This is a genomic window from Streptomyces sp. NBC_01450, assembly GCF_036227505.1.
Lineage (GTDB): Bacteria > Actinomycetota > Actinomycetes > Streptomycetales > Streptomycetaceae > Streptomyces.
The window spans coordinates 10,699,630-10,722,723 of sequence record NZ_CP109480.1; the positions used below are offsets into that span (position 1 = coordinate 10,699,630).

The window sequence follows — 23,094 nt, forward strand, 5'->3', positions numbered from 1 at the left end:
GGTGGTGTGACGGGCCCGGTGACTTGGCAGTGAGGATCGGACTGCTCCGTGCGATCGGTGATCGATCCGCGCATCGACCGTCCACGAGATCATGATCACGGACTACTGTGCCGGTCATGAACACGGACGACTGGCTGGCAGACACCCGAACCTCATATGACACGGTCGCGGTCAGCTATGCCGACCAAATGCGCAACGCCTTGGCCGAACGGCCGTACCTGCGAGGGGCGCTGGCACTGTTCGCCGACAAGGTGCGGGCCGCGGGTGGTGGGCCGGTGGCGGACGTCGGCTGCGGTCCCGGGAAGGTCACCGCCCACCTGCACGGGCTCGGTGTCGACGCCTTCGGCATCGACCTCTCCCCTGGGATGATCGACGTGGCCCGGCGTGACCATCCCGGCCTGCGATTCGAGGTGGGCTCGATGACGGACTTGGACCTCCCCGCCGTTTCGGTGGCCGGCCTGCTCGCGTGGTGGTCGTTGATCCACATCCCCGACCACGAGGTGCCCACTGTGTTGGGGCACTTCCACCGAGTACTGCGTCCGGGCGGACCGCTGCAGCTGGGCTTTCACGTCGGTGACCAGTCGCGATTGAAGACAGAGGGCTATGGCGGCCACCCGATGAAGGTCCATGTCCACCGCCGCAAACCGAACCAGGTGGCCACCTGGCTGCGCGACGCCGGATTCGAGATCGAAGCCCAACTGCTGCTCGACCCGGATGAGAAGACTCCGGGGGCGATTCTCTTCGCACGCCGCCAGTCCTGACTTCCTGGTGCTGGAGGGCCTTTGAAGCTGCTCCGGTTGTCCGCGCCGGCTCTGCCCTCTGAGGGAGGCTTCTCGTGGTCGGTCGCTGCGAGGAGATCTCTCTGGCACGGTGAGCTGGGCCCGTGGAAGAATCCCGACCTGGATCATCTGATAGTGGCCCGGAGGGTGCGTTGCGGGAGTCCGGGAGCGAGGGTGCGTTGCGGGAGTCCGGGAGCGAGGGTGCGTCACGACACCAGGTACCGGCAGCACGGGACTTGGTGCTCGGTTTCGTCGGTGCTCTCGGCGCTGCCAGGGCTGCGGCTCGGGAGTCCATGCCGTCGCTGGACCGGCTGGCGGACCTGCTCGTGCTTGCCCGCTCGGGCGAGATCAGCCGCCGTGGTGAGGTCGGTGGCTACTCCTATGCGGTGCACGGTGCGGGGTGTCGACTGGCAAGCCCGAACGGGATCGACATCGACGTGGACTTCGCTGCGGATGGAACGGAGATCTTCGACTTCTGGCGCCTTCGCCGCTTCGGCCGGAGTCTGCCGACGCCTGTTGACCCCTCGGCGGAGGACCTGCGCTCAGCGGTCGAGGAACTGACGGACCTGCTGACCGAGGTCAGGCCGGGTTGGTTCACTGCGTCAGGGTCTCGTCGAGACGCCTTCGAAGGCCCGACGTCGAGCGCAAGTCCCACTTGATCGGTGTTTGCGTAATTCAGCTGACGTGAGAGCGGCCTTCGACTGATCCTTCGCTGGTTGGACCTACCCGATCGCGGCCGCGCTGGAGACCGGTCGGACGTCGTGGACGACGGTACTGGACGTGGTCCGCACGGAATCTGGTGCCGACGACGCTTCCGTCACCACCGTCCAGATCCGCGAGGTCGTTTGACGGCTGGGTAGACGCCGGGCAGTGGCAGCCGGGCGACCCCGGTAGTCGGGCCAGGTGGTTGCGGTCATCCCACATCCGTCGGCCGCGAGCCGCTCTCGGAGCGCCTCCAGGTACGCGTTGGCCGCGTCAGCCGACGGCGCCCCATCGGATCGCTGTTGAGTCATGCATGGGATCCTCCATCAGCAGAGGGGCATGGGGAAGACCGCACTGCCGACGCACTGCCGACCGGCTGACGTCTCGGACCGGATGCGGGTGCAAGGGATGTTCGGGAGTGACGTGACGCCGTCCTGCCGGACCCAGCCGGACGGCGTCGTCGTACCAGCGATGTGCGAACACCGGCCTGACCGCCCACTCACCCTTCACGCGCCGCAGGGGCCCCGCGGACACGCCCACTCGAAAGCGAGGAACACACTCGACCCTGGCTTGTCGCGCGCCGCAGCGCATCGGTGTAACCGCGTAAATCCTCACGTAGCCAGGCCTCGGTCCCGCGGCCCTGCGGACGACACGGCGACCTGACCGTCTTCTGTCCGGACCCCAGATGGCCCGTGCGCAACAGAACAGGGTTCGCGGCGGGGTGGTCGCAATCGGCTTGTCTACCGGCGGATACTCGGGAGGTTCTTCGCTTCCCGTTCCAGCAGGCCACCTCAGGCCGCCAGACCTATCGTGGATGGGAGGAAGGGGCGACTGCACATCATTGTTGTGCAGTCGCCCAGGGCTGCAACGTCAAGGAGCGCGTCATGTCGCGCAGCAGCAACGTCGCCGTCTTGGAGGGCTTCGGATCAGCGGTGAACAGTGACCACCTCGGCGATCTCGAGGAATACGTGGCGCCCGACTCTGTCGACCACGACCCGGCCCCAGGACAGGTTCCTGGACCCGAAGGCTATGAGGAGATGTTCGCCTCAATGAGGCGGGCCTTCCCCGATCTGCACATCGAGGTCGAGCACGTCATGGCCACCGACGACGAGGTCGCGTTCGCATACACCATCACGGGCACACATCTCGGTGAACTGATGGGGCACAGTGCGACGGGAAAAACGGTGAGTTACCGAGGGATGCAGATCAGCCGGTTCGCCGACGGGAAAATGGTCGAGCGCTGGGGTAGCAGCGATGAGCTCGGCATGTTGCGTCAGCTCGGTCTCAGTTGATCACCGCACGTCACCCGTAGGTGAATCAGGACTCAGGACTGTGATTCCCGGGTGGGCGTCACAGTTCGACGCTCCCGCAGGCCGTGGCGGCCCTGTTCGGGCCGTGCCGGATGAGGAAGACCTCCCTCGGGGAGCCCGCCGCGCCGTTCTGGGTGGCATAACTGCCGTACCACCGTGAGGAAATGTTGGAACGCGACTACTTGGAGCCCCGCGCGTCCGGCAGGGAAAGGCCCCGATCCCTGCCGGACGTTGCGAAGTCCGGAGACCCGTGGAATACGCGGTCCACCTCGCGCTGGCGAACGACATGAGTATCGATCCCGAGGCGACGATGGACGCCCTGCTGGTGCTCGCCGTACGGGGCCACCTGGACAGCCGCCCGCTCGGAACGCAGATCGAGCTACTGATACGTGCCAAGTGACTGGAGCCCAACCGCGCGCACGACGCACTACGCACCGTGGCCGTTACAGGCGCACATGCCACCGTATGGTCCGTCCTGTCAGCCGCCCTGCCCGGTCTGCTGCGCGACACACCGGTCCGGGGCATGAACGGCCCCGGAGCCAGCGGCTGAAGCATCGGCTTCGCCTTGGCGAACGGACAGCACGACGGGTATCCCGACGAGGACACCGCCCCCTGCCCGAGGCGCTGCGGATCATCAGCCACATTCTCGACACGGCTTCCCGCCCGCTGACGCGGCCTGGTCGATCGCCCGCTGACCAAGCCTGTTTCTGGGGATTTGCCCGGCCACAGCCCCTGGGGAATTGCGCCGTCGCCGGTCAACGGGCTCCGCGATCCGTCTTTCCGGGAGTGCGGGCGCCCATGGGATGTTCTAGCGTCGTATGAGCGAGGGTGGCCGATACCGAGCCGATCGGGCCGGTGAGGAAGCAGACACCGCCCGCATGACAGGCACGGTACGCCGCCGGCCCCACCCCGTGGTGCTCGATCCCCAGGGGATTCCGTCTCTCGGAGGGTTCGCCCGCCGCCGCCCCCGCACGCGGTCCGGCGCATCCACGATCGCGTGACCCGACCCGGAGAGCAGGTCCATCCTCATGCATCGTTCGGCTTGTATTCCCAGTGTTCTCGCCGGCCTGGCCCTCGCCCTGGGCGGCACCGTCATCGCCGCTCCAGCGGCCCACGCGGACCTCTCGGCCTGCCAGGACCATGTCCAGGACCAGGGCACCGACGTCACGGACGCCGTCCGGATGGGTTGTTACGTCGGCCTGGTGGGCGACCAGAGCGGTTGCGTCGGCGATCTGACCCGGGCCGACGTGCCGGGGGCCGTCGCGATCGAGGCGTGCCGCCGGGCCCCGCAGTAATCGGCGAATTCGCACTCGCCCTTTCAGCTCCGCCTGCGGGCTCAGCTCCTGGAAATCTTCCCGCTCTAGAACGCACGCTGACCCTGACGAACAAAGGGCCAGTCCTGCTGCTGACCGGCTATCAGACGCCTGCAGCCATCCGCCGGGCGGGCGTCCGACGGATCACGACCTGATTGAAGAACCGCAAGGTCAGAGGTGCTGTGCCGAGATCGCCCACGCTGCGGTCGAGGCAGCTGAGGGCAGCACCGTCGGCGTAGCCGCAGCCGCAGCCGCAGCCGCAGCCGTCGGCGGAGCTGGTCAAGGATCCGCTTGAGTGCGTCGGCCTTTGCCCAGCGGGCGAAGTAGCCGAACGCAGTGCGCCACGGGATGCCGAAGTCGGCGGGCGGCGCACGCCATTTCGTCCCGTTGTCGGTGATGTGGAGGATGGCGTCGACGACGCGGCGCCGGAGCCATTTCTCCGAGGCACCGCCCTTGGGGGGCTGGCCGGGCGGAGTCGGGAGGAGGGCCTTGAGCATGGCCCATGCGAGGTCGCTGGTGTCGGAGGGGTGTTGGTAGCGGGGCAGCAGCATGACGGTGCCGGGCCGCGACCGGTGGGTGAGGCCGACTGCGGGGCGGTCTAGGCCCGTTGCCTCTCGATCTCCGGTTCACTTCAGGTTGGCCAGGAGCTGAAGGGTGGACTCGATCGCCCCCAATACCTCCTCACCCGAGCCCTTCAGTAGCTTCTCCAGCTGCTCGTCGAGGTCGACCTCGCCGCGGGTGACGGCGTTGTCGATCCCGGCCTGCTGGCGGAACCGGTTGAACTGCGCTTCATTAACGGCGTGCCGGGCGATGTCATCGGCCATGGCTTTCGATGCGTCCGCAGCCCGACGCAGGAAGTCGATGGTCACCACCGCCGCGACCGCGTCGTCTGCGGCCAGATCGTGGATCGCCTCCACCTTCGCCTGGACACTCTCCGGAGAGTCGACTCTCTTCCCGGAGTAACTCCTTTGCCTGTATGCGAACCTAAGATCGCGCGGGTTGGTTGGCGATCAGAAGGGTGCTGTCGGCAGGGCGAAAGCCCAAGCGTGAGTAGATGCGAGCGACGGCGTCCTCTGCATAGGCAAGGAAGATGGTGCTCACCCCGTGGTTGCGAGCATGGCTGACCAAGGCCGCTGTGACGGCGGCGGCCAGGCCCTGGCGACGGGCAACGGGAAGGGTGCCAATGCCGCCGATCTCGGTCGTGCCGTTCGCCGGGTGGTAGTGGCCGACGGCCAGAGGGGTGCCATCCGAGGCGAGGGCAGCGATGAGCGTTTTGTGCCCAGCACGGATCGCGGGACGTGTCGTTGCCACCGTGCCGTCCTGGGTCAGCTCCTCGACCACCACCGACAGCTCCTTACGACCTGCCGAGCCCGCCTCAGCGCCCTCCTTGGCGAAGGCCAGGCGAGGCAGAGCGAGCGCTGCGGGCAGCGCTGGGTCATCGGCCGTCAGCACACGGAGCGTCACGCCCTCGGGCAACGGCTTCGGGCCAACCGGGCAGTGCGGATGCAGAGCCATCAGCGGGCGTTCCGCCACTGGCAGATCGGCTGCCTCGATGCAGGCACGCAGCGTCGGCGACGCCTCGGCCAGCCACTCGAAAGCCTCTGGTACGCCGAGTTCGCGCTGCCGGGCCCGCACTCGCGCGATGTCAGCAGCGGTGATGGCCGGGGAACCGTCCGCGATGGGTTGAGCATGGCTGGGGCCGCCGTAATACGGGGCACCTGGTTTCCTTCGCACGAACAGCCGTAACGAACCGAACTCCTCGGCGTCAGAGAACAGCAACGGCACAGTGGCGTAGTACTGCTCGATACGGTCACGCAGCGAGTCACTCATGCGGCGCATCCCACCATGGACCGTGGCGCACCGCATCCGAGATTCGCAGTCCGGCACGTGTCGCTGCTTCCCGCCGACACAATCAATGCCGTCAACTCGCGGCGAATACCCGTTATTTGGCGCCATCCGGTGAGACGAGCCGGAGGCGGAGCACCCCGTCCCTGACCATGCCACCACCGTACGAAGCGAGAGTGGCCGTCGGGGCCCTGTGCTGCCGTGCCGGGGAAACGGCGTCAAAGTACTGTGCCAGGCCCTTCGGACCGCCGAGGATGGTCGAATGACGATCACTTCGCAGGCCCGTTCCTTCGACAAGGCCGCCGCCAGCTATGCAGCGAACCGCCCTTCGTATCCGCCCGCCCTGCTCGATGCGGTCGAGGAACTCGCCGACCGCCCCTTAAAGGGCACCCGTGTCGCGGACATCGGCGCCGGCACGGGACTGGCGACCGCCCTCCTGCACGCCCGCGGCGCGCGCGTCATCGCGGTCGAGCCCGGCCCTGGAATGGCATCCCAGTTCCGCCTCACACTGCCCGACGTCGCCGTCGTGCTCGGTGACGGCAACAACCTGCCACTAGCCTCCGAGTCCATCGACGTCCTCACCTATGCCCAGGCCTGGCACTGGACCGACCCGCACAAGTCCGTCCCGGAAGCCCTCCGAGTACTGCGGCCCGGCGGCGCACTCGCCCTGTGGTGGAACGACTCGGACAGCGCTGTCGGCTGGATAGCCGCCCAGGACGCCCGCCTGCGCCACCTCTTCGGCGCCGAGGACAGCGAACCCGACCCCATGGCCCGATTCCGTCATCTGCCGCCTGAACTGAGCTTCGTCACCCGGCAGGTGTCGTGGACGAGGAGCGTCCCACTCGAAACGCATCTCGCGAATCTCGCCAGCTACTCCGACTTCCTCGTTCTCGGCAAAGACGCCACCGAGACGTTCCTGGCCGCGGAGCGCGACCTCCTGACTGAAGCCTTCCCGAACCAGACGGTCGAGGAGCGCTACGTGGTCAGTTTGGCCGTTACTACCCGTTGATCTGTCCGCCTGGGTCTGCGGGCGCCACTCCGGTAGAGCGCGGTCCTGATCACGCGGAGGGGGAGAGCTGTTCGCGCACCCAATCGGGATCGGGGTTGGTGTGTGGCTGGCCCGCCACGACGACGGTCGGCACGGTCTCGTTGCCGTCGTTGGCTGCTCTCACCGCTGCGGCTCCTGCCGGGTCGCGCCAGATGTTGACCCAGTGCAACTGGCGGGCCCTGCAGCCCAGTCGGATGCGCAGTCGCATGCAGTACTTGCAGCCCGGCCGCCAGAAGACGACCGGCCGGCCGTCGACCGCGCTGCGGCGTTGTGCCTCCCGTGCACCGATCGACCTCGGGAAGATCAGGGGCGAGTTCACCCCGGCGAGCGCCAGGAACGCCGGCAGGAGTGCTGCGGCCGTGCCGGGGCTCCCCTTGAAGATCAGCCCAGTCGCGACGGCTGAGCCGCAGAGCACAAGCAGCATCGGCAAGATCCAAGTGCGCATCATGGTGACGCAGGCTATCGATGAGTCGAAATGCTCCTCGAACCAGGCCGCTCACCTGGGTGTTCGCCGGACGCTGAGGCGGCCTTCGTCTGATCATGTGCTCCGACCAAGGGCGCGTCACGCTTCCGGGACGACCTATTCGACTGTCTGACCGCTCGCGGGGCTGAACTGTTCGACCTCACGTATGCGTTGCTGTGTGCGGACGGGCCGGTGAGGGCGCCGGTGGACCTGACGTCGGTGGCCGAGCACCGGCGCGGGCACGGCGCCATGTGCGACGCCGTGAACAACGGGAACGCGGACGTGCCCCGGCTGCGGCAGGTGCTGACCGGCCTGCCCATGCCGCAGGCCGCCGACGGCCGCCTGGTCCTCGCGGTCGACGTCAGCAACGTGCTCCGCCCCGACGCTCCCACCAGCGCGGATCGCCTGTCCTGCCATGTCTGCGGCCACAGCGGACGGTCCTCGGACCAGTTCGTGCCCGGCTGGCCGTACTCGTTCGTCGCGGCCCTGGAAGCGGGCCGGACGTCCTGATGCCAACCGCCGGACGCCGTGCGTCTCGGCCCGGCCGACGACATCACCGAGGTCACCGCCGCCCAGGTCCGCCGGGTGGCCGTCGATCTGATCGCTTCGCCAGCCGGAGACCTGGGGCGAGCCGAACGCGGCGACCACGCAGGTCACCGACCGGTACGGCACCGCCCGCGCGATGGCCTGGGACCGCGTCCGCCCGAGGCTGACCACCCGATCCGCGTGGACCGACCACACCGGCGAACTCCCGGTCATCGAAGGCACGTTGATCCGCCTCCAGGTCGACCGCCTCCCCGGCGGTGGAGACCCACCGCCACTCTGGCTGTGGTCGTCGGCCACACCCAGCTCCGGCTCACCCCGGCCCGGGTCCGCCGAGGGTTTCGGAACCTCCGCCCGCACCTGCGCTGTCCGGCGCGTACACCGAAACCCTCAACACCCGGGCCAGGAAGGCCACTTGGATCCAAGAATCGCCGCCCCACGGCCCGCTATGACGTCGGGAAAACGACCAGACGCCCCGAGAGCGTCATCGAGCGCGACAGCCTCAGAGGTTAAACACAAACTTGGTTGATGACGAGCACGGGGCTCGCAACACCATCCAGGCTGGTGCTTCAGCTGATGCGAGTTCCTGCGCCGCTGACACGGATGCGCGGGTCACCCGAGCGCAGCGCCACCGTGAGCTCGCCAGGGCGGCCCAGGTCCTCGCCCTGACGCAGGGTGAGGACGGCGTCCTCGGGGACCAGGCCGAGGTCACGCGCATACGCACCGAACGCGGCGGCCGCGGCCCCGGTCGCCGGGTCCTCGACGACGCCGCCGACGGGGAAGGGGTCACGGACATGGAAGACGGTGGCCGACTCCCGCCACACCAACTGGATCGTGGTCAGGTCCAAGTGGTGCATGAGGGCTTCGAGGCGCGCGAAGTCGTACGCGAGATCCGCGAGGCGAGCGCGCGTCGCCGCCGCGAGAACGAGATGGCGGGCTCCGGCGAAGGCGATACGGGGCGGGAAGGCCGGGTCGAGATCGGCTTCCGGCCAGCCGAGCGCGGCGAGTGCCTCATCGAGGTCGGCGTCGGCGATCTCCTCGATGTGCGGCTCGACGCTGGTGAGCGTGGCCCGGAGAGTCCCGCTTTCCTCGGCCACCTCCACCGGCACGGTGCCCGCGCGCGTCGCGAAAAGCAACTCCCCGGTTCCTATCCGCTCGGCGAGCGCGACGGCGGTCGCGACGGTAGCGTGTCCGCAGAAGGGCACCTCGGCCTTGGGACTGAAGTAGCGGATGGTGTAGGCCCGCCCTTCCCGGCCGCCGAGACCTTCCGGGGGTGCGGTCAGGAAGGCGGACTCCGAGTATCCGAGGTCGGCGGCGATGGCCAGCATGTCGCTGTCGTCCAGGGTGGTGGCGTCCAGAACAACGCCGGCGGGGTTTCCGCCGTCGGGGGCGCTGGAGAAGGCGGTGTATCGCAGTACCTCGGGCCGGGGCGCATTCGTCGTCATGCTCGTGGCAACGCGGGGTGGACCCCCGGCCATTCCCGGACGCGGGTGGAGGCGGGGACGGGCGCTTGCGGCGGGCCCACAGCGATACATACCTACCTCGCTCCTTCCCGAACTGGGCCTCCTGCGGCGGGAGATGGGTGGTTCACGGGGCGACGGGGGACCGTCCGGTGACCTCGCCGTAGCCGGGTGCCTTGGTGAGGGAACTGTCGACGGCGATCTGGTCCAGTACGGCGCTGATGGTGTGGTCACACAGGGGCGATCCGCGGGCCAGTGCGGACGCTCGGGCAGCAGCGCCGAAAAACGGTCCCACAGCGATTCGATCAGCCATGATGGCAGAGTCGGCACAGGTTTTCCCGGTGATCACAGCGCCTCGCAACTCCATGATTACCACTGGCCTGCCAGGTGTTCTGGATTGTGAGCTGCGGTGACGGTGGACCTGGCCATCCGTTGGTTTGTTGAGCCCCGACTCAGGAGGGGGTGCGCGCAGTGGTCGACGCCTTGGACGATGCCGTCCCGTTGCCTGGGGGTCGCATCACCAAGAAGGTCGTCCGCATCGCCGACACGGTCCGAAGACCGGCCTCTGCCGCCTCGCCGTTCGTCGCCGACCTTCTGGGCCTGCTGGAGAAGCGGGGATTCACTGGTGCGCCGCGATGCCTCGGTCGAGACGATGTGGGCCGGGACATCTTCAGCTATGTGCCGGGCTGGGTGCCGCCAAGGTTCCAACAGTGGACCGACACGCAGGTCGCCGCAGCCGGCGCTCTGGTGCGGGACATGCACGACGCCACCCGGGGCAGCCTCCTCGCCGGGCGACATCAGGTCGTCTGCCACAACGACTTGGGGCCGAACAACACGGTCTTTCAGGACGGCCACCCGGTCGCCTTCATCGACTTCGACACCGCTGCGCCCGGCAGTCCATTGGAGGATCTCGGGTATATGGCCTGGGTGTGGTGCGTCTCCTCAAAGGCCGAGGCGCCACCAGTGGAGGTCCAGGCCGCCCAGGTGCGTGTGCTCGTCGATGCCTATGGCCTGGGCGGGCCGGAGCGGGAGGTACTGGTGGATGCCATGCTGGAGCGCCAGTCCCGCAACGCCCGCTTCTGGGCAGAAGTACAGGCCGATCCGGGGGATGTCGAGGTCAGCCGTGAACAGGTCGCCGAGCGCATCGCCTGGTCTCGGCGAGAGCACGCACACACCGTCGGCAATCGCCGCGTTTTCGAGTCGGCCCTGAGCTGACGCTTCGCGGCATCGTTGCTGGGGCTCGCTTGTTGCGGACAGGCTGGGTGGTCAGCGTTTTGGGTCACCTCCTTTAGTGACTTCGAGGAGCCGGCAGCGAGTGGACTGCGTGGGAACGTAGAACGGGCAGCGTGCGCAGGTCAACCGGTGGGGGTACTTGGCGAAGAAGTCGTAGTTGCAGCAGCCGTCTCGTCTGGGGCGTAGCACTTCGAGGGCTGATCTCCACCGGGGTGCCGCTGGAGCGTCCGGCTCGCTCGCGTTCGCTTGCTTCGACACCTCCGACCGTCCCTCGCTCAAGGCGAACCCCGAGTACCGGGACGGGGTCCATGAAAGACGGGGTCCATGAACGAGATGCTCAGGGCAGGGTCGGCGCTTCGGTTTGGTCGGTCTGTGCGAGTCGGGCGAAAGTACCCGTGACCTCGCGGGCGATGTCCGACGCCGTCAGGCCCGCGGCGGCGAGTACGCGGTGGCGGCTCGCGTGCTCCCAAAACGCGGCGGGCACTCCGAAGTCGCGCACGGGCACCTCGATCTCCGAGTCCCTCAGTGCTTGGGCGATGGCCGCGCCGACGCCGCCGACCCGCACTCCGTCCTCCACGCTCACCACCAGACGGTGCCTGGCGGCCAGGCCGGGCAGCGCTTCATCAACGGGCTTGACCCAGCGCGGATCGACGACGGTCGTGGTGATGCCCTGCTCGGCGAGGCGCTCGGCGACCTCCAGACACAGCGGAGCCAGCGCACCGACGGAGACGACCAACACATCAGCCAGAGCATCGGAGTTCGCTCCGGCGTCGACAGCGTCGGCACCGCGCAGCACGTCCATACCGCTGATGCGTCCTACCGCCGGTACAGGCGCCCCGACCGTCCCCTTGGGGTAGCGCAGCACGGTTGGTGCGTCATCCACCGCCGTCGCCTCGCGCAACTGCTCCCGCAGTTGCTCGCCATCGCGCGGCGCCGCGATCCGCAGCCCGGGCACGACCTGCAGGAGGGCCAGGTCCCACATGCCGTTGTGGGAGGCACCGTCGTCACCGGTGATCCCGGCGCGGTCCAGGACGAACGTGACCCCGCAACGGTGCAGAGCGACGTCCATCAGTACCTGGTCGAAGCACCGGTTCAGGAAGGTCGCGTAGACCGCGACCACCGGGTGCAGCCCCCCGGTCGCAAGACCCGCCGCCAAGGCCGCGGCGTGCTGCTCGGCGATGCCCACGTCGAAGACCCGGTCCGGGTAGTGCTGGGCGAAAGGCTCCAGCCCGGCGGAGCGGAGCATCGCCGCGGTGATGGCCACGACGTCCTGCCGTCGCGCTCCCAGTCGCACCATTTCGTCGGCGAACACCGAAGTCCAGTCGCCGTCGGCGGCCTGGACCGGTGTGCCGGTGTCCGGGTCGACCGCCTTGACCTGGTGGAACCGTTCGTCGGCGTGCTCGGCCAGGGCGTAGCCGCGGCCTTTCTCCGTGATGCAGTGCACGATGACCGGGCCGGCGAACCGCTTGGCCTGGAGCAGCGCCTGTTCCACCGCCGCGCGATCGTGCCCGTCGACGGGGCCCACGTACTTCAGGCCCAGGTCCTCGAAGAGCCCTTGGGGGGCGATGAAGTCCTTCAGCCCCTTCTTCGCGCCGTGGAGTGCCTCGTACACGGTGCGGCCGACGACCGGTGTACGGCCGAGGATGTCCCGGGTGCGTTGCAGGAACTGCTCGTAGCCGTCGGTGGTGCGCAGTGTCGCCAGGTGGGTGGCGAGACCGCCGATGGTCGGTGAGTAGGAGTGCCCGTTGTCGTTCACCACGATCACCAGCGGCAGCGAAGGGTCGGCGGCGATGTTGTTCAGTGCCTCCCAGGCCGTTCCGCCGGTCAGGGCGCCGTCTCCGATGACCGCGGCGACGTGGCGGTGGCCCTGCTCCGTCAGGCGGTACGCCTTGGCCAGCCCCTCCGCCCAGGAGAGCGACACGGAGGCGTGTTGGTTCTCCACGATGTCGTGGGCGGACTCCGCGCGACTTGGATAGCCGGACAGGCCGCCCTCTTGCCTGAGCCGGGAGAAGTCCTGACGTCCAGTCAGCAGCTTGTGCACATAGGCCTGGTGGCCGACATCGAAGACGATGCGATCGGCCGGGGAATCGAAGACCCGGTGCAGGGCGATGGTCAGCTCCACGGCGCCGAGGTTCGGGCCCAGATGGCCTCCTGTGCGGGACACCGCATCGACCAGGAAGCCACGGATCTCCGCGGCCAACTGATCCAACTCGTCGGCGCTGAGGCTCTTGAGATCTCGCGGACCGCGGATCGACGACAGAACACCCATGGAAGACAACTCCTCCTTCGCGTGCGGCAGACGGTCGGCGCCGGCCGGGGTCGAGGCGTCAAGCGATGTCGGATGCCGGGAGCGCGTCGGTCGACCAGTCCCCGGGGACGTGGGCCAGATGTCGGCGCATGAGCTCTTCGGCTTGTTCACGGTCTCCCCGGGCGACCGCTTCGAGCAGGGGGCGGTGCTCGGCGGCGGAGTCGTTGAGGCGTCCGTCCGCGGCGAGGGTATGAAGGTTGTACAGGCGCGTCTGGTCGCGCAGACGTGCCACGGCGTCGGCCAGCCGCCGGTTCCCGGTGGCTTCCATCAGAGCGATGTGGAAGTCGCGGTCGGCTTGGAGGTTCGCGACCACGTCGCCCTCCCGGGCCGTCTTCTCGATGACGTCCACGAGCAACTGCAGCCGCTCCAGACGTTCCCCGAGTCCGACCTCCGCGGCACGACCCACGCCCTGAACCTCGAGCATCATCCGCAGCTCGAAGATCTCCGCGAGATCCCGCTCGGAGATGGCCACCACGCGGAACCCACGGTTGGGAACGGTCTCCAACAAGCCCTCGTCGACCAAGGCGAGCATCGCCTCGCGCACCGGGCTGGTGGAGACACCGAAGTCCTTTGCCAGCGACGCGGCCGAATACACCACACCGGGAGCCAGCTCGCCGACGACCAGTGCTTTCCTCAGCACCGCCAACGCCTGGTCCCGCAGACTCGTGCGACGGAGCGTGTCCCTCACCATAGGCATGGGCAGTAAAATATCACCGATTACGCGTTATCGGTGATATTTGTCAAACTGTGCCCACTGTGAGCCGCAGGGGAGTCCCCACACCCTTGATCGGCTCGGCTAAGGCCGCGACTCGGCCCCCGGTGGGGGCACTTGAGCCCCGGGTCGCGGAGCTGACGGTGCGACTGGAGGCCGAGGCGGACACGGCGGGGCCGGTGAAGGCGCAGCAGATCACGCCACGCATGGGGCTGCCGACTGTGACGGCGAAGACCGTCCAGCTCTCCCTGAGGCACTGCTCGGCCAGCGGATGTCGCTTTCCAGGGGCCCCGCCTCGTCCAAGAGGCGAACACTCAACCGTCGTTCTCGCGACAACCCGAAACGCATCGCACCCACACGCGGTCGAACCTCACGGAGGCTTTGATACAGATCGCTTTGTTGCCGTACCTCGATGAGCACGCGACGGTCATCGCGGCGGAGACCGACGACGTCTGGCGCGGTCTGGCCGAGACCCTGGACCGTTCCTTCTCGCGCCCTGGCATGGCCGGCTACACGAGACTGGTGGGATGCGCCGACTGCGCAGCGTCCGGGCCACGACCCCATGGAGCTGGTCGGGCTCCTGCCCCCGCCGATGAGAACTTGGTGGAGTCGGCCGACACCGGCCAGTCGATGTCCCGAGCCGCGTCGACGTGCGCCTGGGCGGCCCGGAGCATGCGCTCGAAGGTGCCCAGCGCCCGTCGGCGAAAGCGGGTGTGCAGCGTGGCCCACGGGCCGTACCGCTCCGGCACGTCCCGCCAGGCCGTCCCGGTGCGGAACTTCCCCACGATCCCGTTGAGCACCTCGAGGTCGTCCAGCCACTACCGGTCCCGCAGTGGTACCGGCAGCGGAGGTCCGACGAACTCCCACTCGACATCGGGCAGTTCACGGCGCCGTATCACCCCACCACGATCCACCACTCAAGATCATCTGTAAGACACGGCCTAGCAGGCAAGCCGTTCATCGAGTGCTGGCGGAGTGCCGAAGGTCAGTGAGGGTGCGGAAGTCAGGTCTTGTTCGGCCCAGACGACCTTGCCGTCGGATACCGAGCGGGTGCCCCATCTGCGGGACAGCTGGGAGACCATGAAGAGGCCACGGCCGCTCTCGTCGATGGTGCGTGCGCGGCGTTGACGTGGGTAGCAGTCGCTGGTGTCGGACACTTCGCAGGTCAGGACTTGGTGCTTGATCAGACGCAGATCGATCGGGCCGGTGCTGTGGCGGACGGCGTTGGTGACCAGTTCACTGACGATCAGCTTCGTGGAGTCCTCGAGATCTTCCAAGCCCCATTCGGCCAGCTGGCGGGCTGTCAAGTGCCGGGCACTGCGGACAGCGGTACGGTCACCCGGCAGCGTCCACGAAGCGACCTGGGCTGAGCTGAGTGAGCGGGTCCGTACCAGGAGCAGGGTGACGTCGTCGCACGGTGACTGATCCGGGAAGGTCTCCGTCGCGCGGGTGCAGAGGTCTTCCAGGGAGAGATTCGGTTGTGCCAGGGCGGTACCCAGGCGCTGCATTCCCACCTCGATGTCGTGGTCGCGGGTCTCGATCAGGCCGTCGGTGTAGAAGGCGAGGAGACTTCCCTCGGGCACTTCCAGCTCCACGGCCTCGAAGTGGGCACCCAGTACGAAGCCAAGTGGAGCTCCGGTGGGAAGGTCGGGGAAGGTGACCCGGCCCTGCGGGTCGATGATCGCGGGCGGGGGGTGCCCGGCCCCGGCCATGACGCACCGGCGGGTGATCGGATCATAGACGGCATACAGGCAGGTGGCGCCCACCATCGCGGAGGTCTGGTTGGGGGTGTCGGCCTCTTGCTCGGCCAGTCGCTGGACCGTGTCATCGAGGCGGGCCAGCAGTTCGTCGGGGGGCAGCTCCATGTCAGCGAGTGTGTGTACGGCGGTGCGCAGCCTGCCCATGGTCGCGGCGGCGTTGATGCCGTGTCCGACCACGTCGCCGACGACGAGGGCCACCCGGGCGCCGGACAGCGGGATCACATCGAACCAGTCGCCCCCGACGCCGGCGTCGATGTCGGCGGGCAGGTAGCGCGAGGCCGCCTCGACCGCCACGCCGCCCCTCAAACGGTGGGGGAGCAGGTTGCGCTGGAGCACGAGGCACGTGGTGTGTTCGCGAGCGTTGTTCAACGACAGTGCGGCGCGACTGACGAGTTCTTCGGCGAGGAGCAGATCGAGCTCCTGGAACGGCACCGCGTCCTCGGTGCGGATGAACAGCGCCACGCCCAACAGGGCGCGCCGCGCGCGGATGGGTACGACCATCACGGAGTGCATGCCGTGCTGGCGGATCTTCTGCGCCCGTATCGGGTCCTCATCGATCCACGTGCCCGGAGCGGTGTCCAGGATCGGCTCCAGGTGGGACCTCCCGGTGCGCAGGACATCGGTGAAGGGTGAGGTGGGGGTCCTGTGGACCCGGTCACCACGCGCCCAAGCCGATTCCGGGACCCCTTGGTGGATGGAGGCCAGACCGGCACGTCGGAACACGGGGAGGCGCCCCTCCATCGGGCCGATGCGGACCGGGGGCCCCTCGCCGAACGAGACCGACTGCTCCAGGTCGACGGCGGCGAAGTCGGCGAGCAGGGGGACGGCAAGGTCGGCCAGTTCCTGGCCGGTCTGCATCACGTCCAGGGTCCTGCCGAGGCGCGTGCTGGCCTCACTGAGGATGGCGAGGCGTTCGCGCGCCTGCCGGCTCTCGGTGATGTCGACGTTGATGCTGCACACGCCCAGCGCTTGGCCGTCGGCGCCCAGAAGGCAGAAGAACGAAGCCGCCATCTTGTGCTCCTGGCGCGGACTCGTCGGCGGCCACATCCGGTACTGGTGGACCTTGGTGGTGCCGCTGTGGAGCACCTGCCGCATCACTGCCTCGAGTGCCTCGGTCTTGACACCGGGCAGCACGTCGGTGAATCGCCGTCCGAGCCGTCGGTCACGGGAAATGCCGTCGTGGCACCCCATTGTGTCGTTCACCCAGGTGCACAGCAGTTGCGGGTCACGAACGGCGATGCCGATCGGTGCGCGGGTGAGCAGCGACTCCCGCACCGATCCGTTCATTGCCTGTCGGGAGAGCGTGTCGGTGTCGGTGACGGAGATGAGCCACCGAACGGTTCCGTCCTGTCCCCACAGCGTGGAGATCCGCAGGTTGATGTCGAGCATGCGGCCGTCCTGGTGGCGCACCGCCGTCGCGTTCGACCAGCCACTTTGGGTACGGCACTGCTCCACGAACGCCGATATCGTCGGCGCTTCCTCGGAAAGTGGCAGGACGAGTGCGGCAGAGCGTCCCACCACGTCCCCGGCGGAGTACCCGACGAGCCGCTCGGCGGCCTGTGTCCATGCGACCACCGTCCCGTGCTCGTCGAACATCGCGAATGCCGACTCGGACATCTCACGCGTGTTCGCTTGATTACTGAGTATTACATTGCCGGTGCTGCTCATCGAACTGCTGCCCTCAGGTAGGTGGGGGAGGGGGTACGGGTATGGGGTACGGCTGCGGCGACCGGGGCCACGGCGGGGCGGACAGCCTGGGCGGCATGTGTCTCATCTCCGTTCTCGATTCCAGACGCGGATGAAGAGGTCATTCCGACCCGATTTACCCTTTGTCCGTAAAGGACCGGATGGTGCTCTGATCTGTGACAGGGCCGCAATCGTGACGGATGCCGGCGCGGTCACGCACGGCGTGCCGACCGACCGGTCGGTCTGGCCACCGGCCGCGATCCTGACCTGGCACCCGTCCTCGCTGCCGACCGTGTACCCGACTCAGGGTTCGAGCCGGGCGAACGAGTCGCGCTCGGCCTGGTCCACCAGGTCCAGTCCGGCCGCCCGGGCGGGCTTGTGGAGGGTGCCGACCTGCATCCGCTGCACATCACCGAGCCGGTGCTGCCAACTACCCTCAATGGAAAGGGACTTGGTTGTATGGTCGGCTGCGGCCTCTCAGGGGAGGGGCCAACACAGGGGGGGGAGAACTGTGTCAGAGATTTCCCGGCGCACCGTACTGGGCGCCGCCGGCACGAGCGCAGCGGCAGCGTTTCTCACCACGGCAGGGGCAGGGCAGGCAGTCGCCACCGCAGACGACAAGAGTGAAGACACCCGGCAGGCCGCGAACCAGGAGACCGATACACCCATGGCTGTCACCACGGAAGAGCAGAAATACGAAGCCTACGTGGCCAACGACGAGGGCGAATGGCTGACCCACGCCATCTTCGACGCCCACGCCGACACCGGCGACATGTGGGCCTTCGTCGACGCGGCCCTGGTACGCCTGCGGCAGAGGTACCCGAACTGGACATTCACCGGGTACGTTCGGCGGTACGACCAGGTGATCACCGACATCGCACACCCGTAAGGACTCGCCTCCGGAATGGGCACGACGCGAGCCGGGTCGAGCCTGGGAGTGCCGTACCGACTGCTGGGCGTACTGGCCCCGACAGCCGGCCGGCGACTGTGCGCCGGCGCTGTGGGGACTCAATCCGCCTGATGCGGTCGGTCTCTCATCGCCGGACCCGTTCGCGTGGTCAACCCCGATTTCCTCGCGGATTGCCGGTACCCGTCACGTATTCAAGGGGTGGGGGGCCTCGCAGGGGTAGCGCCCGGGAACCAGGCCGACCGGCGACACGACGGAGCGCATACGCCCGCTTCGTGGGGACAGCCGGAGCCATTGGGTCACACTGCCGGACGGCTGCACCGACTGGATCTGGGGAGAGAAGGCCATCACCGACTGGCTGACTGGCTGACTGGCCACGACGCGGGCCACCTCTTCGTGGTCTCGCCTTCGTCTCGTGTGGCCCGTCAGCGCGTCGGGAGCTGGTCGTAGGTCCTGAAGGTGTAGGTCGCGTCGTAAGTCATCAGATTCCCGCTCGGCGCCGGGAGCCCGAGGCGCCGGTTGAGCGGTCCAGTCATCGGCCCGCAGTCTTCAGCGGCAGGAACGGCGAAGGTGTCGTCGTATGCCGAGAACTTGATCAGCGGCGGGTTCGTGGAGATCCACTGCGATGGGCCCGATCGCTTCAGCTGGAAAGCGACCGGTGCATCGGCGCCGATGATGCAGCTCTGCGGCAGCCGCGGGCTCATCAGCCGAAATCGCAGGCTGAACTGCCCCGTGTAGAAGTCGGATCGACCGCCGTACTCCGGGTGAATTGCCAGCCTCAGCCGCCGCGCGCGCTCACCCACCGGTGTACCGGGCACCCCGCCCGGAACGGCGGTCGGCGCGCTGTGCATCGCACCCCATACCTGCCCGTTGGCGCCGTCCGGGAGTGGGCCCTCGGCGTGCGTCATGGTGATCGGAGCGAGGTCCACGGTGACCTTGCCGACTGTCAACCGCGGTGCGGCAGTGTGCACTTCGCATCTCCAGCGGGCCGGATCGACCCCGGCGGGGAGCGCCGGGCAGTCGCTGAAATCAGCCGCGGACCGCGCGACAGCAGCCGTATCGGCGGGGGCAGTCGGCTCGGCGTACGCGGAGCTCGGCGTGTACACCCCCGCAAGACCGATCAAAGCGGCGGCACCCGCGACGGAAACCACGGCGCGGCTGGCGAAAGGTAAGCGGGGCTGATGGGCTGTGGTGTTCGACATGGCCAACAGCCTGCCGTCCAGCGCCCACCAAGCACCATCGGTGACGCCCCTGCCTCCACCCTGATCCGACCCTGACACCTTGTCAGGGTGCGGTCTTCGACGGAGAGCGGCCGAAGCCCGCAGCCACGACGGTCTCCGCGGCGTTGGCGACACCATCACTCAGCAGCGACGCCATGGTCTTCGGTCGGCCGGCCGGTGCAAGTCCTGGCCCGCGGCTGTGGAGACAAGCGCGCGGCCGACCCGAACTCGACCAGCTGCGCCCACCGACGGCTGCATGGGCAAGGCCCCCGGCGGCGGGTGCGCGGGCAAGAGCAACAGCCCCGTCGACCGGGCCGAACAAGGCAACCCTGCTCGCAGTTGGCTGATGGCCACGAAATTCTCCTGGTCGCCGAGCCCGCACTGGCCAACACACGCGACCACACGCTGCTGCCCACCACTCTCGACCGCTTGGCCGACCTTCAAGCGGTCCCGAGATCGCTACCCGACAGCCCACGGCTGAGCTTGGACGCCGGACATGACTACAGCATGGTCCACTTGGATCTGCCGAGGAGAGGGATCATCGGTCAGCTCGCCCAGCGAGGCGCCAAGGCTCTCATCCGGGCCGACGGGCGGGTGGTGGAGCGCACGAGCTCGTGGATGAACGAATTCGCCCGCTCCGCCGCTGCCCCGAGCGACGAAAGGCTCTGGTCGAGTTCTTCATCGCCGTGGCCGGTGCCATCATCAGTCTCCGTTCCCCCATCCGACGCGCTTGCTCCGTGTACCGCTGGGACATCCGCCCGCGGAGCCCCCGTATCCGAGGACCCGCTGGTGGATGCCCTGGCTGTCCTGCTAAGGTGCCGGGCATCAACTGAGCCTTCTCGGCGCGGACTCCGATCCGCCGAGGAGGCTTTTTTTCATGCCCGGGTCCAGCCTGCCCCGGCACTGGTGGACCCGCGTCGAAGGTACTCACCCGCCGAGCAACCTGAACGTGCCGCGCCACCTATCGGTTCCGCTTTCCCAGCCCGCAAGAGGAGATCCATGTCATGAGCCCACGGACGAACACCACGGCGGCCACCAGTACTTGGCAACTGGGTGACCTGACCGTCAACCGCGTCGGGTTCGGCGCGATACGGCTGACCGGTACCGCGCCCTTCGACCGCGGCGTGCCGCGCGACCGCGAACGGTCGATCGGTCTGCTCCGGCGGGCGGTCGAGCTCGGCGTGAACCACATCGACACCGCCGCGTTCTACTTCTCGGCGACGCGCTCCGCCAACGAGCTGATCAACCGGGCGCTGGCGCCGTACCCGCAGGATCTGGTCATCACCACTAAGGTCTGGCCGGGCCGCGATCCCTCGGGCGCGTGGTGGTGGGCCACACCGGCGCAGTTGCGCGGCCAAGTTGAGGAGAACCTGCGCCAACTCGGCCGCGATCACCTGGACGTGGTGAACCTGCGCGTGCCGCCGAGCCGGCGGACCGGCTCGATCGGTGAGCACTTCGGCGCGTTGGCCGAACTGCGCGACGCCGGGCTGATCCGCCACCTCGGCATCTCCAACGTCACGTCCGAGCAGCTGGCCGAGGCCCTGACCATCGCCCCGGTCGTCTGCGTGCAGAACCCTTACGGGATCGGTGCGTTGAGCGAAGACCGGGCTCTCATGCGGCTCTGCGGTGAACTCGGCCTCGCCTTCGTCCCGTTCTTCGCGATCGCCGGTTCCGGGCGCGAGGCGGGTCCGGCTGCCCGTGACAGCGAGGCGGTGTGCGCCGTCGCCGGCGCGCACGGTGTGTCCGTCGCGCAGGTCCGGCTGGCCTGGACCTTGCAGCAGGGGCCGCACGTGCTGGCGATCCCGGGCACCGGTGATCCGGACCACCTCGCGCAGAACATGGCGGCCGGCACACTGCGGCTCTCGGCGGAGGAGATGGCACGCCTCACCTCGCTGCGGCCAGCCGCGCACGGAGACGCCGGCTGGGGCCGTGGGTGAGGTCGACCGTATCCGTGACGACCTTGTCCGCGGAGCAGATCCAGCTCGGGCGCCAGATGTGCTCGTCCACCCCGCAGTTCGCACAGCAGGTCAGATCGGTGTCCAGCACCTCTGGACCCTGTCCACCGCCGACCTCGAGATCGCGGGACGGTCACCGCGAGACGGCTCACCCAGGCTCATTTACGAGAGCCAAAAGATTTTTGGACGGCGATGTCGAGAACCCGTGCCTGGCTCCGTCCCCGCAGTGAACGCGACCACAATGGGTCGCACCAGCACCGAGGAGAAACACGATGGCCAAGTACTTGCTGCTCAAGCACTACCGGGGCGCTCCTGCTGCGGTCAACGACGTGCCCATGGACCAGTGGACGCCGGAGGAGATCTCGGCCCACATGCAGTACATGCACGACTTCGCGGCCCGGCTCGAGGGGACCGGCGAGTTCGTCGACGGTCAGGCGCTTGCCCCCGAGGGGACGTTCGTCCGGTACGACGGTGAGGGTCGCCCGCCGGTCACGGACGGCCCGTTCGCCGAGACCAAGGACCTCATCGCCGGCTGGATGGTGATCGACGTCGACAGCTACGAGCGCGCCGTCGAGCTGGCCGGGGAGCTGTCGGCCGCCCCCGGTGCGGGCGGGAAGCCGATCCACGAGTGGCTCGAGCTGCGCCCGTTCCTGGCCGCGCCGCCCACCATCACGGAGTGACCTCGGAAGTGAACGAGGTCCTGCTCCGGAGCCTCACGCCCAGTGTGCTCGGGATCCTCGTCCGCCGCGGAGTCGACTTCGCGGCGGCCGAGGACGCCGTGCAGGACGCGCTGGTCGAAGCGGTCCGCGTCTGGCCGACCGACCCGCCGCGGGACCCGAAGGGCTGGCTGGTCACCGTGGCCTGGCGCCGGTTCCTCGATGCGACCCGGGCGGCCGCCGCCCGCCGTCGGCGTGAGGACCTCGTCGATGAGGAGCCGGCGCCCGGGCCCGCTTCCGCGGTGGACGACACGCTCCAGCTCTACTTCCTGTGCGCCCACCCGTCGCTGACACCGTCGTCCGCGGTCGCGCTCACGCTGCGGGCCGTCGGTGGGCTGACCACCCGCCAGATCGCTCAGGCCTACATGGTGCCCGAGGCGACCATGGCGCAGCGCATCAGCCGGGCCAAGCGCACTGTCACCGGCGTGCGGTTCGACCAGCCCGGCGACGTCGCCACCGTGCTGCGCGTCCTCTACCTGGTCTTCAACGAGGGCTACTCCGGCGACGTCGACCTCGCCGCCGAGGCGATCCGCCTCACTCGGCAACTGGCGGCCGCGATCGACCACCCCGAGGTGGCCGGGCTGCTCGCCCTCATGCTGCTCCACCACGCCCGGCGCGCCGCCCGGACCGCGCCCGACGGCAGCCTGGTGCCGCTCGCCGAACAGGACCGCGGCCGGTGGGACACGAAGTCGATCGCCGAGGGCGTCGAGATTCTGCAGGCGGCCCTCGCCCGCGACCGGCTGGGCGAGTTCCAGGCCCAGGCGGCCATCGCGGCACTCCACGCTGACGCATCCACGGCCGAGGAGACCGACTGGGTGCAGATCGTCGAGTGGTACGACGAGCTCGCACGCCTGACCGACAGCCCCATCGTCCGGCTCAACCGCGCGGTGGCCGTCGGCGAGGCTGACGGACCGCGCGCCGGTCTGGCGGCGCTCACGGCGCTGGACCACTCACTGCCCCGCCACACCGCGGTGGCGGCGTACCTCCACGAGCGCGACGGCGACCTGGTGACTGCGGCACGGCTGTACGCCGAGGCGGCCCAAAAGGCACCCAACCTCGCCGAGCGCGACCACCTGACGCGCCAGGCCGCCCGGCTCAACGCCCGCCGATGTCGCTGACGGGGCGCACTCGGGC

Annotated in this window: 21 protein-coding genes and 2 pseudogenes; 12 read left to right on the plus strand and 11 right to left on the minus strand. The window is 68.4% G+C overall.

The window, feature by feature from the left end; genetic code table 11:
* Positions 1–116: 116 nt before the first annotated feature.
* The 5 genes from OG568_RS47750 (at position 117) to OG568_RS47770 (ending at position 4,086) form a co-directional block, all read left to right on the plus strand.
* Positions 117–761, plus strand: a complete 645-nt coding sequence (locus tag OG568_RS47750; RefSeq protein WP_329536170.1) for a class I SAM-dependent DNA methyltransferase — start codon at positions 117–119, stop codon at positions 759–761.
* A gap of 257 nt (positions 762–1,018) precedes the next feature.
* A complete protein-coding gene (locus tag OG568_RS47755; RefSeq protein ID WP_443077836.1) occupies positions 1,019–1,438 on the plus strand; it encodes a DUF6896 domain-containing protein in 420 nt (139 codons plus the stop codon).
* 927 nt (positions 1,439–2,365) lie between these two features.
* Positions 2,366–2,773, plus strand: coding sequence for an ester cyclase (locus OG568_RS47760; RefSeq protein ID WP_329536172.1), 408 nt, complete (start codon positions 2,366–2,368; stop codon positions 2,771–2,773).
* 268 nt (positions 2,774–3,041) lie between these two features.
* Positions 3,042–3,191: a hypothetical protein gene (locus OG568_RS47765; protein ID WP_329536173.1), complete on the plus strand. Its 150-nt coding sequence runs from the start codon at positions 3,042–3,044 to the stop codon at positions 3,189–3,191.
* A 628-nt stretch (positions 3,192–3,819) separates the two neighbouring features.
* Complete coding sequence (locus OG568_RS47770) at positions 3,820–4,086, plus strand: hypothetical protein (RefSeq protein ID WP_266419555.1); 267 nt, start codon at positions 3,820–3,822, stop codon at positions 4,084–4,086.
* A 65-nt stretch (positions 4,087–4,151) separates the two neighbouring features.
* Here OG568_RS47770 and OG568_RS61670 read toward each other — a convergent pair whose 3' ends face one another.
* From OG568_RS61670 to OG568_RS47785, 3 genes and pseudogenes are all read right to left on the minus strand, one after another.
* Entirely contained in the window at positions 4,152–4,655 is a 504-nt protein-coding gene (locus tag OG568_RS61670; RefSeq protein ID WP_443077837.1) for a transposase, read from the minus strand.
* Between the two features lie 75 nt (positions 4,656–4,730).
* Positions 4,731–5,051: pseudogene (locus OG568_RS47780) on the minus strand (DUF6192 family protein); the annotation flags it as partial.
* A gap of 37 nt (positions 5,052–5,088) precedes the next feature.
* Positions 5,089–5,934 carry a GNAT family N-acetyltransferase gene (locus tag OG568_RS47785; protein ID WP_329536174.1) on the minus strand — a complete coding sequence of 282 codons (846 nt, stop codon included), beginning with the start codon at positions 5,932–5,934 and terminating at the stop codon, positions 5,089–5,091.
* Positions 5,935–6,211: 277 nt separating this feature from the next.
* Between OG568_RS47785 and OG568_RS47790 the strand changes: the two genes are divergently transcribed.
* Positions 6,212–6,958 carry a class I SAM-dependent methyltransferase gene (locus tag OG568_RS47790; RefSeq protein WP_329536175.1) on the plus strand — a complete coding sequence of 249 codons (747 nt, stop codon included), beginning with the start codon at positions 6,212–6,214 and terminating at the stop codon, positions 6,956–6,958.
* A 49-nt stretch (positions 6,959–7,007) separates the two neighbouring features.
* On the opposite strand, the gene OG568_RS47795 is transcribed toward OG568_RS47790, so the two are convergent.
* Positions 7,008–7,445 (minus strand): glutaredoxin domain-containing protein, encoded by a 438-nt coding sequence (locus OG568_RS47795; protein WP_329536176.1) that lies wholly within the window; start codon positions 7,443–7,445, stop codon positions 7,008–7,010.
* A gap of 111 nt (positions 7,446–7,556) precedes the next feature.
* On the opposite strand from OG568_RS47795, the pseudogene OG568_RS47800 reads away from it, so the two are divergent.
* A pseudogene (locus OG568_RS47800) lies at positions 7,557–8,516 on the plus strand (transposase); the annotation flags it as partial.
* A gap of 56 nt (positions 8,517–8,572) precedes the next feature.
* Here OG568_RS47800 and OG568_RS47805 read toward each other — a convergent pair.
* Both OG568_RS47805 and OG568_RS47810 read right to left on the minus strand, forming a co-directional pair.
* Complete coding sequence (locus OG568_RS47805; RefSeq protein WP_329536177.1) at positions 8,573–9,448, minus strand: PhzF family phenazine biosynthesis protein; 876 nt, start codon at positions 9,446–9,448, stop codon at positions 8,573–8,575.
* A gap of 142 nt (positions 9,449–9,590) precedes the next feature.
* On the minus strand, positions 9,591–9,776 hold the full coding sequence (locus OG568_RS47810) for a hypothetical protein (RefSeq protein WP_443077838.1): 186 nt from the start codon (positions 9,774–9,776) through the stop codon (positions 9,591–9,593).
* Between the two features lie 158 nt (positions 9,777–9,934).
* Between OG568_RS47810 and OG568_RS47815 the strand changes: the two genes are divergently transcribed.
* Positions 9,935–10,678: a phosphotransferase family protein gene (locus tag OG568_RS47815; protein WP_329536178.1), complete on the plus strand. Its 744-nt coding sequence runs from the start codon at positions 9,935–9,937 to the stop codon at positions 10,676–10,678.
* Positions 10,679–11,033: 355 nt separating this feature from the next.
* Here OG568_RS47815 and dxs read toward each other — a convergent pair whose 3' ends face one another.
* The 4 genes from dxs to OG568_RS47835 all read right to left on the minus strand — a co-directional run bounded on the left by dxs (position 11,034) and on the right by OG568_RS47835 (position 17,144).
* The gene (gene dxs, locus OG568_RS47820; protein ID WP_329536179.1) at positions 11,034–12,965 is read right to left on the minus strand and encodes a 1-deoxy-D-xylulose-5-phosphate synthase; all 1,932 of its coding nucleotides are present in this window, start codon (positions 12,963–12,965) and stop codon (positions 11,034–11,036) included.
* A 58-nt stretch (positions 12,966–13,023) separates the two neighbouring features.
* Positions 13,024–13,701, minus strand: a complete 678-nt coding sequence (locus OG568_RS47825; protein ID WP_329536180.1) for a GntR family transcriptional regulator — start codon at positions 13,699–13,701, stop codon at positions 13,024–13,026.
* Positions 13,702–14,225: 524 nt separating this feature from the next.
* On the minus strand, positions 14,226–14,516 hold the full coding sequence (locus OG568_RS47830) for a transposase (RefSeq protein ID WP_329536181.1): 291 nt from the start codon (positions 14,514–14,516) through the stop codon (positions 14,226–14,228).
* Positions 14,517–14,657: 141 nt separating this feature from the next.
* A complete protein-coding gene (locus OG568_RS47835) occupies positions 14,658–17,144 on the minus strand; it encodes a SpoIIE family protein phosphatase (protein ID WP_329536182.1) in 2,487 nt (828 codons plus the stop codon).
* Between the two features lie 685 nt (positions 17,145–17,829).
* On the opposite strand from OG568_RS47835, the gene OG568_RS47840 reads away from it, so the two are divergent.
* Entirely contained in the window at positions 17,830–18,051 is a 222-nt protein-coding gene (locus OG568_RS47840; RefSeq protein WP_329536183.1) for a hypothetical protein, read from the plus strand.
* 443 nt (positions 18,052–18,494) lie between these two features.
* On the opposite strand, the gene OG568_RS47845 is transcribed toward OG568_RS47840, so the two are convergent.
* Positions 18,495–19,271 carry a hypothetical protein gene (locus OG568_RS47845; RefSeq protein ID WP_329536184.1) on the minus strand — a complete coding sequence of 259 codons (777 nt, stop codon included), beginning with the start codon at positions 19,269–19,271 and terminating at the stop codon, positions 18,495–18,497.
* A gap of 1,022 nt (positions 19,272–20,293) precedes the next feature.
* Here OG568_RS47845 and OG568_RS47855 point away from each other — a divergent pair.
* The 3 genes from OG568_RS47855 to OG568_RS47865 all read left to right on the plus strand — a co-directional run bounded on the left by OG568_RS47855 (position 20,294) and on the right by OG568_RS47865 (position 23,078).
* Entirely contained in the window at positions 20,294–21,226 is a 933-nt protein-coding gene (locus tag OG568_RS47855) for an aldo/keto reductase (protein ID WP_329536185.1), read from the plus strand.
* A 290-nt stretch (positions 21,227–21,516) separates the two neighbouring features.
* The gene (locus OG568_RS47860) at positions 21,517–21,924 is read left to right on the plus strand and encodes a YciI family protein (RefSeq protein ID WP_175257148.1); all 408 of its coding nucleotides are present in this window, start codon (positions 21,517–21,519) and stop codon (positions 21,922–21,924) included.
* A gap of 8 nt (positions 21,925–21,932) precedes the next feature.
* Entirely contained in the window at positions 21,933–23,078 is a 1,146-nt protein-coding gene (locus tag OG568_RS47865; RefSeq protein WP_329536649.1) for an RNA polymerase sigma factor, read from the plus strand.
* Positions 23,079–23,094: the final 16 nt, after the last annotated feature.